We start from the raw sequence: 15,382 nt of genomic DNA, 5'->3' as shown, positions 1-15,382 counted from the left end.
CGTATGGGAATGAATTTTACCCCGGAACAGCAAAAGGTAATCGAACTGCATAACAGCAACATTCTGGTATCGGCGGCCGCAGGAAGCGGTAAGACGGCGGTACTGGTAGAGCGTATCATCCGTATGATCTGTGAGGGGGAGCATCCGGCGGACATTGACCGCCTGTTGATCGTGACTTTCACCAATGCGGCGGCTGCGGAGATGCGGGAGCGTATCGCAGCCGGGATCGCCGCCAGACTGGAAGCGGATCCGGGGAACGACCATATCCAGAAGCAGTCCGCCCTGTTACACAATGCCCAGATCACCACGATCGACAGCTTCAGCCTGTTCCTGATCCGGAATCATTTTAATGAGATCGGTCTGGATCCGGATTTCCGTGTGGCAGACGAGGGTGAGATCAAGCTGTTGCAGCAGGAGGTGCTGGGACAGCTGCTGGAGGATGCCTATGCGGGGAAATTTGTTCCGGATGATGTTCCGACGTCCCGGGAAAACCGTGACAGCGGAGCGATGATACCGGAGGAAGCGTCAGGGAATGATTTTGCGGAAGACGTCCCGGGAAAACGTGACAGCGAGGACCCATCCCGGGAGGCACGGGAACGTTTCCACACCTGTGTGGAATATTTCTGCCCCGGCGGCAGAGAGAGCGTGCTGGAACAGCATATCCTGAACCTGTCCCGCTATGCCGGAAGTTTTCCCTGGCCCGCAGAATGGCTGGAAGAGCGTAAAAACGATTATGAGGCGGGAGATCTGGATGCCCTGCTGCACAGTGATTACGGACAATATCTGGCAGAGCGTGTGAGCCGTGTCCTGCAAGGGTGTCTGGAAAAACTGGTGGAAGTGAAAAAGCTGTGTGAGCTGCCGGACGGTCCATATATGTATGGAGAACTGACAGAAGCGGAGAGCGAACAGCTGGAACGCCTGGCTGCCTGCAAGGATTTGAAGGAACAGGCAGCAAAGGTTCCAGCAGTGACTTTCGGCCGTCTTTCTTCCAAGAAGGATGAGAGCGTGGATCCAGCCAAACGGGAGCTGGCGAAATCCATCCGTAATAGCGTAAAAGACACGCTGGCGGATCTGACGGAACAATATTTCAAGACACCGTTAGAGTTGGTGGTGGAACAGGGAAAAGCCTGCAGAGAGCCGCTCCGGATGCTGCTTAACCTGGTGCTGGAATTCGACAGAAGGCTTCTTGCGGCCAAACAGGAGCGACATCTGATCGACTTTTCCGACATGGAGCACTATGCGTTACAGATTCTGCTAAAACGGGAAAAAGTGGAAGAGACCGGCGATGCAGGGACGGACAGCACCGGTGATACAGGAATGGATAGCACCGGTGTGAAATATGACATTGTGCCAAGTGACGTGGCATTGGAGTATCGCCAGTATTTTCAGGAGATCCTCATTGACGAATACCAGGACAGTAATCTGGTACAGGAATATCTGTTAAGTGCCATCTCCGGGGAAGTGGAGGGACATTATAACCGCTTCATGGTAGGTGATGTGAAGCAGAGTATTTATAAATTCCGTCTGGCCAGACCGGAACTTTTCCTGGAAAAATACGACACCTATCAGGAGAGTGGGGATCTGTGCCGGATCGACCTGGCGAAGAACTTCCGAAGCCGTGTGCAGGTGGTGGATGCGGTAAACGATGTGTTTTCCCGCATCATGAGCCAGGAGATCGGCGGCATTGCCTATGATGATAAGGCAGCATTGTATCCCGGGGCCACATATCCCGCCACAGAGGATCCTGCATACGGCAGTGAACTATTACTGATCCGTAAGCCGGAGAAGGGGGATGGTGCGGAAGGCGGCAGCGGAGAACAGCGTCCCGACGGGGCAAGAGGTCCCGTGGACTATGACAACGTAAGACAGCTGGAAGCACTGGCTATTGCGGCACGTATCAAGCAGCTGAAGGGCAGTCTGAAAGTCATGGAGAAGGCTACGGGAGAATTGCGCCCGGTGCGGTACTCGGATATGGTGATTTTGCTTCGTACCACCAGTGGCTGGGATGAGGAATTCAAGAAAGTACTGGAACAGCAGGGAATCCCTGTCTACATTACATCCAAGACCGGATATTTCGGGGCCCTGGAAGTACAGGAACTGCTGCAGTTTTTACGAGTGCTGGACAACCCGAGACAGGATATTCCGCTGTTCGGCGTGATGCAGTCGATCTTCGGAGGCTTTACCCAGGAAGAGATCGCCCGGATCCGCAGCGGAAGCAAAGGGCATTCCCGGAAGAGAATGACACTGTATGAGGCATTGAAAGAAGTGGCGCAGAGGGGACGGATGGCGGAAGCGGGAGAAGAGGCATCAGCGGGCGAAAGCGCCGGAGAAGAAACCGCCGGGGCCGGACAGTACTGGCAGCGCGCATTGGAAGCTGCAACAGTACCGGAGGACATGGAAGCGGAGACAGAACTTTCCCAAAAGGCAGATACTTTCTTACAACGTATTGATCATTACCGTGATCTGACTCCCTTCACCTCCATCCGCGACCTGCTGCAGCGGATCCTGGACGATTACGATTATCTGAACTATGTGACGGCACTTCCTGCTGGCAGCAAGCGCCGGGCCAACGTGGAGATGCTGCTGACGAAGGCTTCTGCTTTTGAGAAGACCAGTTATTTTGGACTGTTCCATTTCATCCGTTATATGGAACAGTTGGAAAAATACGATGTGGATTACGGTGAGGCGGATACCCTGGACGAAAATGCCGATGTGGTGCGGATCATGAGCATCCACAAGAGTAAAGGTCTGGAATTCCCCGTGGTATTTGTCTCCGGGCTGTCGAAGCGTTTCAACATGCAGGATGCGAACCAGTCCCTGATCGTGGATATGGATCTGGGAGTAGCGGTGGACTATGTGGATTCCGGCCGCCGCATTAAAAATAAGACCCTCCGCCGGGCCGTTCTGTCAGCGAAAATGAAGGAGGACAATCTGGCGGAGGAACTGCGTGTGCTTTACGTGGCACTGACCCGTGCCAGAGAAAAACTGATCCTGACAGCGGTGTTGGATAAGGCGGAGGAAAAATGGGAGCTGTCCCGGATGACAGGACAGGAGAAGCTGACCTATCTGGATTTCTGTGAGGCGGGGAGCTATATGGATTTTCTGCTGCCGATCCTGCCTAAGACAGGAATTGCAGTAACAACGCTGGGAACAGAAGACCTGGCGGCAGAGGAGATCAGGGAACAACTGCGCATGGGAGACCGCAGGGAACTGTTGCAGCGTGTGACGGACGGCGAGACTCCTTTGCCTGGGGACCCGGAGGAGAACGAACGAAAGCTTGCGAAACTGCGGGAGCGATTTGCCTATGCCTATCCGTATCCCGGCCTGCAGAAGCTCTATACCAAGACCACGGTATCGGAACTGAAGATTGCGGCCATGGCGGAGAAGGATGAAGCGGCATTTCATACCTTCGAAGAAAAAGAAGTGGTGCCTTATATCCCGGCTTTCCGCAGAGAACAGGAAAAGGTCAGCGGAGCCGTCCGCGGTAACGCGTTCCACCGGACCATGGAACTGTTGGACTTTTCTTATCTGTTTATGGAATCCGGACTATTTGCCGGATGCCCTGGGACTTATGAGGAATACCGTCAGGGCCTGGATACGGACCGGTTACAGGAACGTCTGAAGGAATTCCTGCAGCGGGAGACAGCTTCCCTACGACTGACAGAAGAGTATGCGCAGGCCGTAAGCCTTCCCAAAATCCGGCATTTTCTGGAACAGGAGCTGGCCTACCGCATGTGGAGAGCTTTTGAACAGGGCCTTTTGTACAGAGAGCAGCCCTTCGTGCTGGGCATTGATGCGAAGCGCCTGGATCAGGACCTTCCTGAAGGGGAAAAGGTTCTCATTCAGGGTATCATCGATGTCTTCTTTATAGAAAACGGAGAGATCGTCCTGCTGGACTACAAGACCGATGTGATCGATTCCCTGCAAGCCCTCTGGAACCGCTACAGCGTCCAGATCCAATACTATGAGGAGGCACTGACGAAGCTGATGCAGCTGCCCGTGAAGGAGAGGATCCTGTATTCCTTCTATCTGGAAAAATACGAGTAAAAAAGCCGGAGTAAATGGAGGTTTCATATGAGTCAATATTTTGATTTATCAATAAGAAGGATTGAGATAAAGAAACCAAAAAGAGACTTGAAACCTGTTATTAAATTACAGGATGAAGTTAATAAGACTTTGCTGCATGATGAATATTATTATCCTACAGATGAAAGAACTATACAGGAATGTTTGGATGGTGATTATATCTTATTAGGCGTATATAATAAAGATAAGCTTATTGCAGCAAGCTTTGCATTTGAAGGTGGTTTGTTCTTCTCTAAGCCTATTACTGATTGGATGGAAATTCCTGGCAATAAAATTATGTGTCATGAATTCGTTGTGGTTGATATGGAATATAGAGGTAATGGTATACAGAAGAGATTCATGGATGCTACTATAAGAGAAGCTAGACAGATGGGTTATGATACTATTTGGTGTTGTGCTCATCCTAATAATACTCCGTCTGTATGTAGCATAGAGAGTACAGGCTATAAATTTGCCGATCAGTTTGTTGTAGATGGCTGGCCTAGGAATGTTTATTACAGAAGTACATCTATACAGAGATAGCAGTTATTTAGAGGGAGAGTATAAGTTAAGTATGGCATGGTATGCAGAACGAAAAAGAAAATGTTGGTATTGTATCTGTGGTGTAGAAATGAAGTAAGAAGTAAGTGTGGTGTATCTATGAACCTACAGCAGGCAAGGCGCACTCTGGGGATCACCCCGGAGGATGACAAGGCCGCGATCAAGAAAAAATACAGGCATCTTATGGGGCAGTTCCACCCGGATGCGCAGGTGGGGGAGAATGCCTTAGACAGTATCCGCCGGGCGCAGGAGATCAATGAGGCTTATGAATATCTGAAAAAGCATACCGGCATCTTCCAGAGTGGTGCAACCACAGGAAAAGGCAGCAGGCGTACCGCCTCCGGCACTGGAACGCAGAGTGCCTGGAAGGACAGACCGCCGAAGAATCCGGAATGGACCGGCAGGATCAATGAGAAAGCTTTCTGCAAGCGGAACGTCTACCAGCGTTACAGCATGGAAGTGGAAGGACCTGCGGATAAGCTATATTACCGTGTGGCCAGAGGAAGATACCTGTGGGATCCGGCGACAGAGGATTTTACTCTGTTTGTGACCAGTCTGCACCATGTGACAAAGGAGCTGCTGGAGCAGACAGAGGAGAGAGCGGCACGCAAAAAGGCAGAATCTGTGGCAACTGTGACAACAGGCGCATGGAACACAGAGGCAGACCGTTTTCAGATCCAGTCAAGGCTGTTCTATCATCTGTCCGCCCAGTTTACCGACCCGGTGCAGATCCTTGATCAGATCGCAAAGCCGAAGCGGACGGATGAAGCCGGCAGGAAAATTTATCATTTTCATACCTCTTTGGGAGCGGATGCCACGCAGCCTGCCTACCGCAGGCTCACCGCGTTACAACCGGAAGATGCCATTTATCCGCTGGCATTTCAGGAGAATCGTATTCTGGTGTGCCGGGAGAAACAGTATCCTCTGGGACACCTTTTTTTTGAGGATGACCGTCTGTATTTCTGCGTGATCCCCCTGTTGCAGGAAAAACTGGCACAGGTACAGATGAAAGTACGGAAAGTACAGGTGTTGCGGAAAAATCACCCCTACAAGGTGAAAGTGGATATCGATCTGTATTTCCGGGCGGAAAAAGAGATTATGACATACAAAGGACGGGATCGAAATTTCGAAATTGCGAAAATCTTAAACGATTACGAGGCAGATTTGACGGGCAAAATGAGAAAAAGTTGGGAATGATTGAAAAATTGCAGAAAATTATTTGTGTTTCTGAACAGTTGCGTTAATATATGACATAAGGAGTTCTGATCTGCCGCGGGGCAGTCCACCTCAGAACACAGGAAAAAGAATATGTGGCATGTAGAGACCGACTATTTTGCACCGGCAGTTTTCGTGATCATGTTGATCAAGGAGCATTCTCAGCGAAAGGAACACAATGATGTACAGGATAATGCTTTTTATTTTGTATTGATTGTAAGCATTGTGAATGCCATCATCGGTCTGACCCATCTGGCGCAGGAAGAGGACAACATTCAGGTGATCCGGGAATATCTGCACAATATCGATAATTCCAGTGATTTCCTGTTGGGACTGATCAATGATATTCTGGATATGAGTAAAATTGAAAACGGCGAACTGACGCTGAAAGAGGATACCTACACCAAAGATGAATTCGTGAACTCCATTAACACGGTCATTAAACCGCTGATGGATAACAGGGATATTAATTTTGTATTCCAGATGAATACCCATATAGACTGTATCCGTGTGGATAGACTACGTTACAACCAGATCTTTTTCAATCTCCTGTCCAATGCGGCGAAGTTTACCCCCAGAGGCGGAATTGTCGAATTTCTGTTCGAATCCATCCCACCGAAGGATGACAAGGTGGGAATCCGGTTTCGTGTGAGGGATAACGGTATCGGAATGAGTCCGGAGTTCCTGCCGCACCTGTACGATCCGTTCTCCCAGGAGCCGAGATGGGAGACAAGGTCAAGGGAACCGGTCTGGGACTACCCATCGTGAAGATCCCTTTTACTTTTTGTGTTGATATAAGCCTATCCGCCAAACCTCAAGTCGTTTTGACGGAAAATGGGCATAGAAAAAGGACAGTCGATTTCTTGGCTTGGGAAATAGGGAGATTCCCAATTCCCTTTTGTGTTCCCGGAGCATAGATCAGGGTAGGCTAATGTGGATTTATTCATTAGGGGACATAAAAGAGGCTCCCATCCATAACGAAGGGAGCCTCTTTTTGCTAGTAGTGTTTATTGTGTTTTTTGTAGAGACTTATTCAATCGTCTGAATAGCCTTTAGAACAGCCGTTAATTCTGCCACTTCAGGGAAAGCGTATACATAGCAACTTCCGGCCTTTATATACGCCCTGCGATTTTTTTCTAATTCCGACTGTTTTACTTCGTTTGGCAAGCAAGCCTCTGCCTGCGAATCTGGCTTATAATTCATTACTCTGATAATGAAACTCTCTCCCTCAAGGGCAGGATCGGGCACTGCTTCGCCGCCATCCTCTAAGACTTGACTTTCTGGTATGTAACCGGTGATATACTGCACGCTGAGCATATTGTACTGTGCTCCGTCTTTCATCACAGTCGTATACAAGCTCCCTCGTCCGAAATGAAATCCTTCTGGCAAAGCCTGTGGCAGATGTACGGATAGGGAGTTGTTCTTGACCTCTGTTTCCGACAATGTTATTACTTCCGCAATTTCAACGGAATCTTCGCTTTTAGTATCTGGAAATACTGCAATGCTATAACAACCGGCCATTTCTGAGCCTCCGCTGATTCCTCCGCCTGCATCTTTGATTGGATCACCTGTCATTGTGTCATACTTTGGCTGGTGTAACATCGCAACTGTTCCTGCCACAATAAGACACAGGCAAGCAGCCATAACTCCCCATTTTGCCCAGATGGACTTTTTTGCTTTGTGATATGCCCTTGCTTCGTAGACATGCTTCTCATTGATGTCGCCGAGGACCTCATACAGTTTTTCGTTAGTCATAGTTCAAAGCCCCTTTCTAAAAGGTAGTTGTGTAGTTTGAGGCGGAGGCGGTTAAGGGTCATTGATATTGCCCCATCATTCATGCCGTGCCGGACAGCAATTTCTGAAATGCTATCGGTGTACCAGTATCGGCTGATAAAAATACTTCTTTTCTCTGGAGAAAGACTATCCAGAAATGTATCAATGGCTTTCGTGAGTTCCTTTTGGTCAAATGCCTGCCCAACATCATCCTTGCCAGATACCAGGTCTGAAAGTTCCTCCAAAACCACAGGCAACTCTCCACCACCTCGTTTGTCGGCAGTGTTATGCTTGTATCGGTTAAACGATAAGTTGCGGACTATTTTCCCAAGGAATGTAGATAGAATGCTCGGTCTATGCGGTGGCATGGAGTTCCACGCGTTCAAGTATGTATCGTTCACACATTCCTCGGCATCTTCATTATTACCCAATATGTTATTGGCAATCGAAGTGCAGTATCTTCCATACTTGTCTGCTGTTGCGGGGATTGCCTGCTCATTCCTATCCCAGTATAACTGGACTATCTTTGCGTCATCCATCAGTGTTCACCTCACTTTCAGATTTACCCTTTCACCTATATACACAACTTTTGAACTCAAATCTCACATATTTTTTCAAATATTTTTCTATCCCATAATACCACAATGTTCTACAATTTGGGCATGAAAAGATGGCGAAGTTGCCTTCGGCTCTTTTCGGTATCCAGTACCGGTTAAGTGCGTGATTTAGTGAAATCACCGGAGTTCTACCCTATCCACACAAAAGGTAAAAGGGAGTCGTGAAGAGTCTTGTTGACATTATGGGTGGTACGATCTCTGTGAAGAGTGAACTGGGGAAGGGTACAGAATTTATTGTAGACCTGTATGTGCCGCTGGCAGAAGCCGAGGTGGAGGAGCATTCCGAGGAAAACATCACGGAGAATCTGATGGATGCCAGAATTTTACTGGTGGAAGATAGCGAGATCAACATTTATGTGGCCCAGCTGATCCTGGAAAAAGCCGGATGTGTGGTGGAGATTGCAAACGGTGCTTATCATTGCCATGACAGCGGATGCCTTTGAAGAGGAGAAGAAAAAGATACTGGAGGCCGGAATGAACTATCACCTGTCCAAGCCCATCAACCCGAAGACATTGTATAATATCCTGTCGAACCATCTGACCGGAAAGGAAGCATAGAGATCAGAGATATATAACCCAGAGATATTAGAATCATGACATGTAAAAAGGAGGTATCCGTGGCGGATATCTCCTTTTGTGTTGCCTTAACTGCTTACGATATAAAATTAAGCGGTGATCACGGTGCCGGCCTTGCCCCTGATGGCATCCTTGACGTGATCCATGGAAGTGATCAGGACCTTTCCTGCTGGAACCTTCTCCAGATAAGCAATGGCTGCCTCGATCTTGGGAAGCATGGTGCCTTCCTCGAACTGACCTTCTGCCATCAGTGTCTTGGCTTCCGCAACGGTGAGAGTCTCCAATGCAGTCTGATCCTCTTTGCTGTAATTTTTATAAACGCAGGGAACACTGGTCAGGATGATCAGCTCATCACAGCTTAAATCGGAAGCAAGCTTACCTGCAATGGCATCCTTCTCAATCACAGCGGAGGCACCCTTCAGAGCATGCTTCTGCTCGATCACGGGGATTCCGCCGCCGCCACAGGCGATGACTACCTGATCTGCGGCTGCCAGCGCACGGATGGCTTCGATCTCTACGATATCGATAGGCTTGGGGGCAGCAACGACACGGCGGAAGCCCTTTCCGGGATCTTCTTTGACATAGTTGCCCTTCTTTATTTCAATCTCAGCGTCTTCCTTGGACATGTAACGACCGATGACCTTGGTGGGCTCATAGAAAGCCTCATCATAAGGATCTACTGTCACCTGGGTGAGGATAGTGCTGACCGGCTTGGAAATGCCGCGATCCAAAAGCTCTGCACGAAGAGAGTTCTGGATATCATAGCCTACATAACCCTGGCTCATAGCAGAGCAGACACACATAGGTGCGGGGGTATAGTCGATGTACACACGGCGTAACTCGGTCATGGCCTTATGGATCATGCTGACCTGCGGACCGTTACTGTGGGTGATCGTCAGCTGATAATCAGCCTCCACGAGATCGGCAAGTGCTTTCGCGGTTACTTTTACTGCATCCCATTGTTCTGTGGTGGTATAACCCAGGGCATCGTGTCCCAGAGATACGACAACTCTTTTTTTGCTCATAAGATTACCTCTCTATATGTATTTTCCTAAGAATTTCTTCGTCAAAAGATGTTATCAGTATAACATATTTTCTCCAGGGTGTATAGCCATTTCTATACAATGAAACCTTCCAGAATCGTAGTCAGTTCTTCTGAGCGGGCTGCCAGTGCGGAGGTGGCTTTGTCCAGATCCTGAATAGCCTGCAGCTGTTTTTCGGCAGCAGTCTGTACATTGGAGGACCCGGCAGCAGTTTCTGCGGATACTGCGGAGATACCGGAGATGGCGGACAGGGTAGTGGTGCGCTGGTGTTCCATTTCCGACACGCCTGCATTGATCTGCTGCAGGAATTTCAGAAGCTCTGTTACCTTGGAATCTATCTCACGGAAGGAGTCTGTGGTACTGCCAACGGACTGGTTCTGATCCGCTACAATGCCCTCGGCCTGTCTGGCAACCTGCGTAGCTTCGTCAGTGGTAATCTCAATCTCTTCGATGATCCGGGAGATCTCACCGGAGGAGTGCAGGGACTGATCCGCCAGCTTCTGGATCTCCTGAGCGACCACTGCGAACCCTCTTCCGGATTCGCCGGCTCTGGCAGCTTCAATGGAAGCGTTAAGGGATAGGAGGTTGGTCTGCTCTGCAATCTCATTAATGGCTTCGGTGATGGAGCCGATGGCTTTGGATTTCTCGTTCAGCCTGCCGATGGTATCTACGATGTTGGAGGTGATCTGCATGGTGGAAGAGGTATTCTCCTTCAGATGTTCCACGGATTCGATACCGGTATGGATCGCAGCGGTGGTGCCGGTGGCAAGCGCACTGATCTGGTCAGAATGTGAGGATACGCTGCCGATGGTGTCGGACAGAGAGTCCATCTGCTGCAGGCAGTCCTCAGAGCTTTCATCCAGTTTTTCAATACCCTGGCGCATTTCACCTACCTGATTCTGGATATCCTGGGAGGTCGCCAGGAAATGTGAGGAAGCCGCAGACATATCGGTGGCAGCCCGGGATAATTCTTCATTGACATCCTTCAGCCCGGATACCAGCTTCTTCATGTGTGCGATCATATCACAGATGCCATCAGCTAATAGCTGGAATTCGTCATTGCGCTTGGAGTGGACTTCGATCGTCAGATCTCCGTCAGAGACTTTTTTCAGCCGGCGGATAAAATAGTAGATGGAGCCGCCATACTGTCCGGCCAGCAGAGACCCTAGTAGGATCGCCACGGCACTTGCTGCAACGACAAGGATCAGAGATACATTTTTAATCTCCGCTGTCTGACCGATGATATTTGCCTGAGGGATCAGGGCACAGATCATGGCATTACGGGCACCGATCTTGGAATAGAGAAAAAGATATTCTTCGCCTGCCTCTTCCACATAGGAGGAGCCGTTGTCTTCCTCAGAGGCAAATGCTTCATCTACATAGGATTTGCCGACAAACGTATTTTCTGCCGCTGTATCGGACCGGGAGGAGAGGTATTCGTTGCCATCGCAGGTGACAAAGCCTACGAGACTGCCCTCACCGCCATCCAGGGAGGATAAGGAGGTATCCAGGACACTCGGTTTGAAATCAATGATCAGGATCGCCGGAGCGTTGGAGAAATATCTGGCGAGGCGGACACTGTATTTGGAGGAATCCGTGCCAAGCTTTGCATCGACCTCGGACTGGTTGCCGAAAAGGTAATATTTTGCCCTGTCCGCAGATAAAATCTGCCCCTGGGAGCTTTCCAGGTACGCACTTAAGAGACCGGTCTCCTTCGTTTTCGTGGTAGAGATCGTCCGCTCTTTGTCGGAGAGCACGTAAATATTGGAGAGCAGGGCATCCGTGGTCACGGCTTTGATAAAGGTGTCTTCATAGGTGTTTGGAGTATTGTACAAGGTAGTGGCATCGTTATCATACAGACCGTTCAGATACTGCTTCAGGGTATCCTCATTCATATATCCCTTGTAGTTGGACTGGACCGTGTCAAAAGAAAGCGTCAGGTACTGATTCATCATGCTGACGGTCTGGTCTACGGAGTCACGGTAGGTTGCAATGATCTGAGTGGTAGCCTTCTGATAGGATACGAAGCCTAAGACAATGATGAAGACCACAGGGATCAGAAAAGCGAAGATCAGCTTAAAGCGTATCCGCTTCCAGAGAGGAATAGGGTTTTTCTTGGTATTTTTTGTCAAAACAGACACCTCCGCTGCAGATTAGTATTGATAGATGCATTTTACCAAAGTTTTACACAAATATCTACATCAATATGAAAACGATTTCCTAAATTAACATCTTTATCAGGCAGAATCTGGGCGGAATCGCTTTTGCTTTACATAATATGTTACAAAGTAATATAATGATACCAGGGTCAAAAGGTCTAAGCCCACATGAGCTTGCTCATAAGTGGGTGAAAGACCTTGGGTAGAATTGTGGTAGTGCGTAGCACGAAGCAATGGCAGGAAGGAAACGGGAATCGATATGCAGAAAAAAGAACGTATGGCAAATCTGGAAGTACTGCGCTGTGTGGCAATGATGATGGTCGTGGTGCTGCACTATCTGGGCAAGGGAGGACTGTTGCCGGATCTGACGGCGCCTTTATCGGTGCAGGATATGGTAGCCTGGCTGTTGGAAGCATTCTGCATTGTAGCTGTGAATGTGTATATGATGATCAGCGGATACTTTTTATGCGAAAGCTCTTTTAAACTGAGCAGGCTGCTTACACTGTGGCTGCAGCTGTGGCTGTATTCTGTGGGCATCGGTGTGCTGGCGGTGGTGACTGGGATCGTTCCCGCGGCGGAAGTCAGCACTCACTATTATCTGACCCTGTTGTTCCCGGTGACTATGGGACATTACTGGTTCCTGACAGCGTATCTTTTCTTATATATATTGCTCCCCTTTGTGGGAATGGGACTGCGGCGGATGACGAAGCAGCAGTTTCAGGTGGCATTAGTATTGCTGTTTGTCACCTTCTGCCTGTTAAAATCTGTGCTGCCCTTCCGGCTGGAAGAAGACGGTAAAGGCTATGATTGTCTCTGGTATCTGTGTGTATTCTGCGCAGCGGCTTACCTGCGCCGATTTGGAATCCCGTTTTTACAGAAAAAATCCCGGGCATTATTGTTGTATCTGATCGGTATCTTCGGAACCTTTGGAGAAGCCATGCTTTTGCACCTGTTTTATTTGAAAACAGGCAGTCTGGAGCTGATCCTGAAGATTCCGTATGAGTATAACCATATTTTCCCGTTTCTGGCTTCACTGGGGCTGTTCTGCCTGTTTTTGGACAGCAGCATACAGGGAAAGATCGGCAGTGTGGCGGTGAGGATCGCGCCCTATACGCTGGGAGTGTATCTGCTGCATGAAAATCTGGGTGTGCGCTATGCCTGGCAGAAGTGGCTTGGTGTGGAGCAAATCGACGGTGTACTGCCGTTGCTGTTGTGGACGGTACTTGTTGTTGTGGTAGTATTTGTACTGGGAATTCTGGTGGATTTTGTGCGGAAAGCTATCTGCGACGGACTGCATAAGATATTCCTGCATATCCGTCCCTATCGCAGTCTGACAGAGAAAATACGGGACGTAGATACTATGTTCAAAAGAGAGGTAATGGAGTGACAGAGATAATAAAAAATAAAAAAGCGGGTATTGACAGTCAGAGACGTCTCTGGGAATTTGTATTCGTGGCAATCCTGGTGCTGTATCCTCTGCGGCATATTGCCTGGGGACTGGATCTGTGGGATACCGGTTACGGCTATGCGAACTTTGAATATATGGGGACGCAGCATATGGATCCCATGTGGCTGTTTTCCACCTATCTGACCACAGCCATCGGACATTTTTTCAGTTTGCTGCCCGGGGCCGGGACTTTGATCGGCATGAACTTTTATACCGGACTGAGTATCAGTCTGCTGGCGGTGCTTGGGTATTATTTCTGCACGAAAGTACTGAAGATCCCTGCACTTCTGGTATTCCTGGGAGAATTTACGGCGGTGAGCTTCTGCTGGTGCCCCACGGGCTCTTTTTACAATTATGTGACCTACGTGTTCTATCTGGTATCGGTGGTCTGTCTGTATCTTGGCCTTGCCCGGGGGAAAAAGGGGTGGCTGTTTGCCGCCGGAGTAGCGCTGGGCTGTAATGTGCTGTCCCGATTCTCCAATCTGCCGGAGGCGGCCATGATCGTGGGCGTGTGGGCTTACGGAATCATCTGCTGGCTGGAAGCGCGCAAAGAGATTGGAAAGAGTCTCGGTCAGGCTGGGGAGACGACAGAAACTGCGGAAAAAATAAAAGCGCGGAAAAAGGCAGCGGGGGTGAAACTCCGTAAGAAATTATTACAGGATACCGGCATGTGTCTGGCGGGGTATCTGACGGCACTGCTGGTATTATTCGGTTATATCCAGATCTGCTACGGCATGGATGAATATGTGAAGGGCATTCTGCGACTGTTTTCCATGACGGAGGTGGCAACGGACTATACGGCTGCATCCATGATCATGGGCATGTTCGACTGGTATTTTCAGAATCTGTACTGGGAGATCCGGATGTGCGTGTTCTTTGTAGTGGGGATTGTCACTGTGGGAGTATTGGAACTCATCGGCTCCTACGTGAGAAAAGATACAGTAACAAAGGTTCTGCGGATCCTGGAATGGGCGGGAAGTATCGCACTGGCGGCTGTGATGGTGTTCTGGCTGTACCGCCAGGGCTTCTGTGCCAGAGAATATACGAATTACGGTGCCATTATCTGGCCCGGAGTGACGTTTTTGACATTGACTCTGCTGGTGACCCTGTGGCGGATATTTACGCCCTCCGCGCCGAAGGAAGAAAAGCTGATCAGCGGACTGATCTTCCTGATCGTATGGATCACTTCCCTGGGCAGTAACAACAAGCTATACCCCAGCATGAACAATCTGTTTCTGGCATTGCCCTATATGTACTGGCAGTTCTACAGGTTCTGCAAATATGTTGGCAGCTTTCGGTGGAAGCGGATCACCATATCTGCTATGCCGGTAAAATGTCTCTTGGGCGCTTTCTTTCTGTTGTTCTTTGTCCAGGTAGGACTGTTCGGCAGAAACTTTGCATTTGCCGAAGGTACCGGCATACAGGACATCGATGCGCAGGTGACGAATAATGAGACATTAAAAGGTGTGTGGATGAGCGAGGAACGGGCCGGATGGATGCAGGGGATCTCAGAGTATGTGAATGAACGGGGACTTGCCGGAAGAGATGTACTGATCTACGGACAGATCCCGGCGCTGTCTTATTATTTACAGATGCCTGCAGCGTTCAATCCCTGGCCGGATCTGGATTCCTATCAGATCGCACAGCTGGAAGAGGATATGCATAAGATGCAGGAGCGGATGGACGCGGATGCGACTTACCGTCCGGTGATACTGTTAGAGAAAAAATATGCTGTGTATCTGGAAGCGGGAGAGGATGCCCTGGAAGCATTACAGCCCACGGAAAGAGAACGGAGTCTCATCGTGGATAATGCCAAGCTTTTGTTGATCGGTGAGTTCATGGATGCATATGGATACGAGAAAACCTTTGAAAATGAGAAATTTGTGATTTTTGAATAAAAACAGAAAACAGATCCCCGGGAGATTT

12 protein-coding genes are annotated in these 15,382 nt (G+C 49.2%); 8 read left to right on the top strand and 4 right to left on the bottom strand.

The features are described 5' to 3' along the window. Positions 1 to 3: 3 nt before the first annotated feature. From addA to ACLTOH_RS08860, 4 genes are all read left to right on the top strand, one after another. Positions 4 to 4,047 (top strand): helicase-exonuclease AddAB subunit AddA, encoded by a 4,044-nt coding sequence (addA, locus tag ACLTOH_RS08875; protein WP_412195744.1) that lies wholly within the window; start codon positions 4 to 6, stop codon positions 4,045 to 4,047. 27 nt (positions 4,048 to 4,074) lie between these two features. After that, positions 4,075 to 4,608 (top strand): GNAT family N-acetyltransferase, encoded by a 534-nt coding sequence (locus ACLTOH_RS08870; RefSeq protein WP_022311789.1) that lies wholly within the window; start codon positions 4,075 to 4,077, stop codon positions 4,606 to 4,608. Between the two features lie 117 nt (positions 4,609 to 4,725). After that, entirely contained in the window at positions 4,726 to 5,823 is a 1,098-nt protein-coding gene (locus tag ACLTOH_RS08865; RefSeq protein ID WP_337545397.1) for a J domain-containing protein, read from the top strand. Positions 5,824 to 5,934: 111 nt separating this feature from the next. Further along, on the top strand, positions 5,935 to 6,609 hold the full coding sequence (locus tag ACLTOH_RS08860) for a sensor histidine kinase (protein WP_337545395.1): 675 nt from the start codon (positions 5,935 to 5,937) through the stop codon (positions 6,607 to 6,609). A gap of 261 nt (positions 6,610 to 6,870) precedes the next feature. Here ACLTOH_RS08860 and ACLTOH_RS08855 read toward each other — a convergent pair whose 3' ends face one another. Next, a complete protein-coding gene (locus tag ACLTOH_RS08855) occupies positions 6,871 to 7,596 on the bottom strand; it encodes a hypothetical protein (RefSeq protein ID WP_119623461.1) in 726 nt (241 codons plus the stop codon). Next, entirely contained in the window at positions 7,593 to 8,153 is a 561-nt protein-coding gene (locus tag ACLTOH_RS08850; RefSeq protein WP_119623462.1) for an RNA polymerase sigma factor, read from the bottom strand. The genes ACLTOH_RS08855 and ACLTOH_RS08850 overlap by 4 nt, the downstream gene beginning before the upstream one ends. A gap of 239 nt (positions 8,154 to 8,392) precedes the next feature. On the opposite strand from ACLTOH_RS08850, the gene ACLTOH_RS08845 reads away from it, so the two are divergent. Continuing rightward, a complete protein-coding gene (locus ACLTOH_RS08845) occupies positions 8,393 to 8,674 on the top strand; it encodes a hypothetical protein (RefSeq protein ID WP_337545394.1) in 282 nt (93 codons plus the stop codon). Next, the gene (locus tag ACLTOH_RS08840) at positions 8,640 to 8,789 is read left to right on the top strand and encodes a hypothetical protein (protein WP_182427098.1); all 150 of its coding nucleotides are present in this window, start codon (positions 8,640 to 8,642) and stop codon (positions 8,787 to 8,789) included. Before ACLTOH_RS08845 ends, ACLTOH_RS08840 begins: the two co-directional genes overlap by 35 nt. Before the next feature lie 107 nt (positions 8,790 to 8,896). Here ACLTOH_RS08840 and arcC read toward each other — a convergent pair whose 3' ends face one another. Both arcC and ACLTOH_RS08830 read right to left on the bottom strand, forming a co-directional pair. After that, positions 8,897 to 9,832, bottom strand: coding sequence for a carbamate kinase (gene arcC, locus ACLTOH_RS08835; protein WP_118504372.1), 936 nt, complete (start codon positions 9,830 to 9,832; stop codon positions 8,897 to 8,899). A gap of 92 nt (positions 9,833 to 9,924) precedes the next feature. Then, on the bottom strand, positions 9,925 to 11,982 hold the full coding sequence (locus tag ACLTOH_RS08830) for a methyl-accepting chemotaxis protein (protein ID WP_337545392.1): 2,058 nt from the start codon (positions 11,980 to 11,982) through the stop codon (positions 9,925 to 9,927). A 286-nt stretch (positions 11,983 to 12,268) separates the two neighbouring features. On the opposite strand from ACLTOH_RS08830, the gene ACLTOH_RS08825 reads away from it, so the two are divergent. Together ACLTOH_RS08825 and ACLTOH_RS08820 are read left to right on the top strand one after the other, a co-directional pair. Further along, positions 12,269 to 13,396, top strand: a complete 1,128-nt coding sequence (locus tag ACLTOH_RS08825; protein WP_118539307.1) for an acyltransferase — start codon at positions 12,269 to 12,271, stop codon at positions 13,394 to 13,396. Further along, positions 13,393 to 15,354, top strand: coding sequence for a hypothetical protein (locus ACLTOH_RS08820; protein ID WP_412195747.1), 1,962 nt, complete (start codon positions 13,393 to 13,395; stop codon positions 15,352 to 15,354). Before ACLTOH_RS08825 ends, ACLTOH_RS08820 begins: the two co-directional genes overlap by 4 nt. Positions 15,355 to 15,382: the final 28 nt, after the last annotated feature.

Origin of the sequence: Waltera sp., assembly GCF_046969025.1 — a bacterium.
GTDB lineage: Bacteria > Bacillota > Clostridia > Lachnospirales > Lachnospiraceae > Acetatifactor > Acetatifactor acetigignens.
The sequence above is the reverse complement of the archived record's forward strand: the minus strand, read 5'-3'. Positions and strand labels throughout refer to the sequence as shown.

Excerpts from the sequence above, each read along its gene's own strand:
- ACLTOH_RS08860 (WP_337545395.1), top strand. The coding sequence starts at position 5,935 with ATGTGGCATGTAGAGACCGACTATTTTGCACCGGCAGTTTTCGTGATC.
- addA (WP_412195744.1), top strand. The coding sequence starts at position 4 with ATGGGAATGAATTTTACCCCGGAACAGCAAAAGGTAATCGAACTGCAT.
- ACLTOH_RS08850 (WP_119623462.1), bottom strand. The coding sequence starts at position 8,153 with ATGGATGACGCAAAGATAGTCCAGTTATACTGGGATAGGAATGAGCAG.
- ACLTOH_RS08865 (WP_337545397.1), top strand. The coding sequence starts at position 4,726 with ATGAACCTACAGCAGGCAAGGCGCACTCTGGGGATCACCCCGGAGGAT.
- arcC (WP_118504372.1), bottom strand. The coding sequence starts at position 9,832 with ATGAGCAAAAAAAGAGTTGTCGTATCTCTGGGACACGATGCCCTGGGT.
- ACLTOH_RS08825 (WP_118539307.1), top strand. The coding sequence starts at position 12,269 with ATGCAGAAAAAAGAACGTATGGCAAATCTGGAAGTACTGCGCTGTGTG.
- ACLTOH_RS08855 (WP_119623461.1), bottom strand. The coding sequence starts at position 7,596 with ATGACTAACGAAAAACTGTATGAGGTCCTCGGCGACATCAATGAGAAG.
- ACLTOH_RS08870 (WP_022311789.1), top strand. The coding sequence starts at position 4,075 with ATGAGTCAATATTTTGATTTATCAATAAGAAGGATTGAGATAAAGAAA.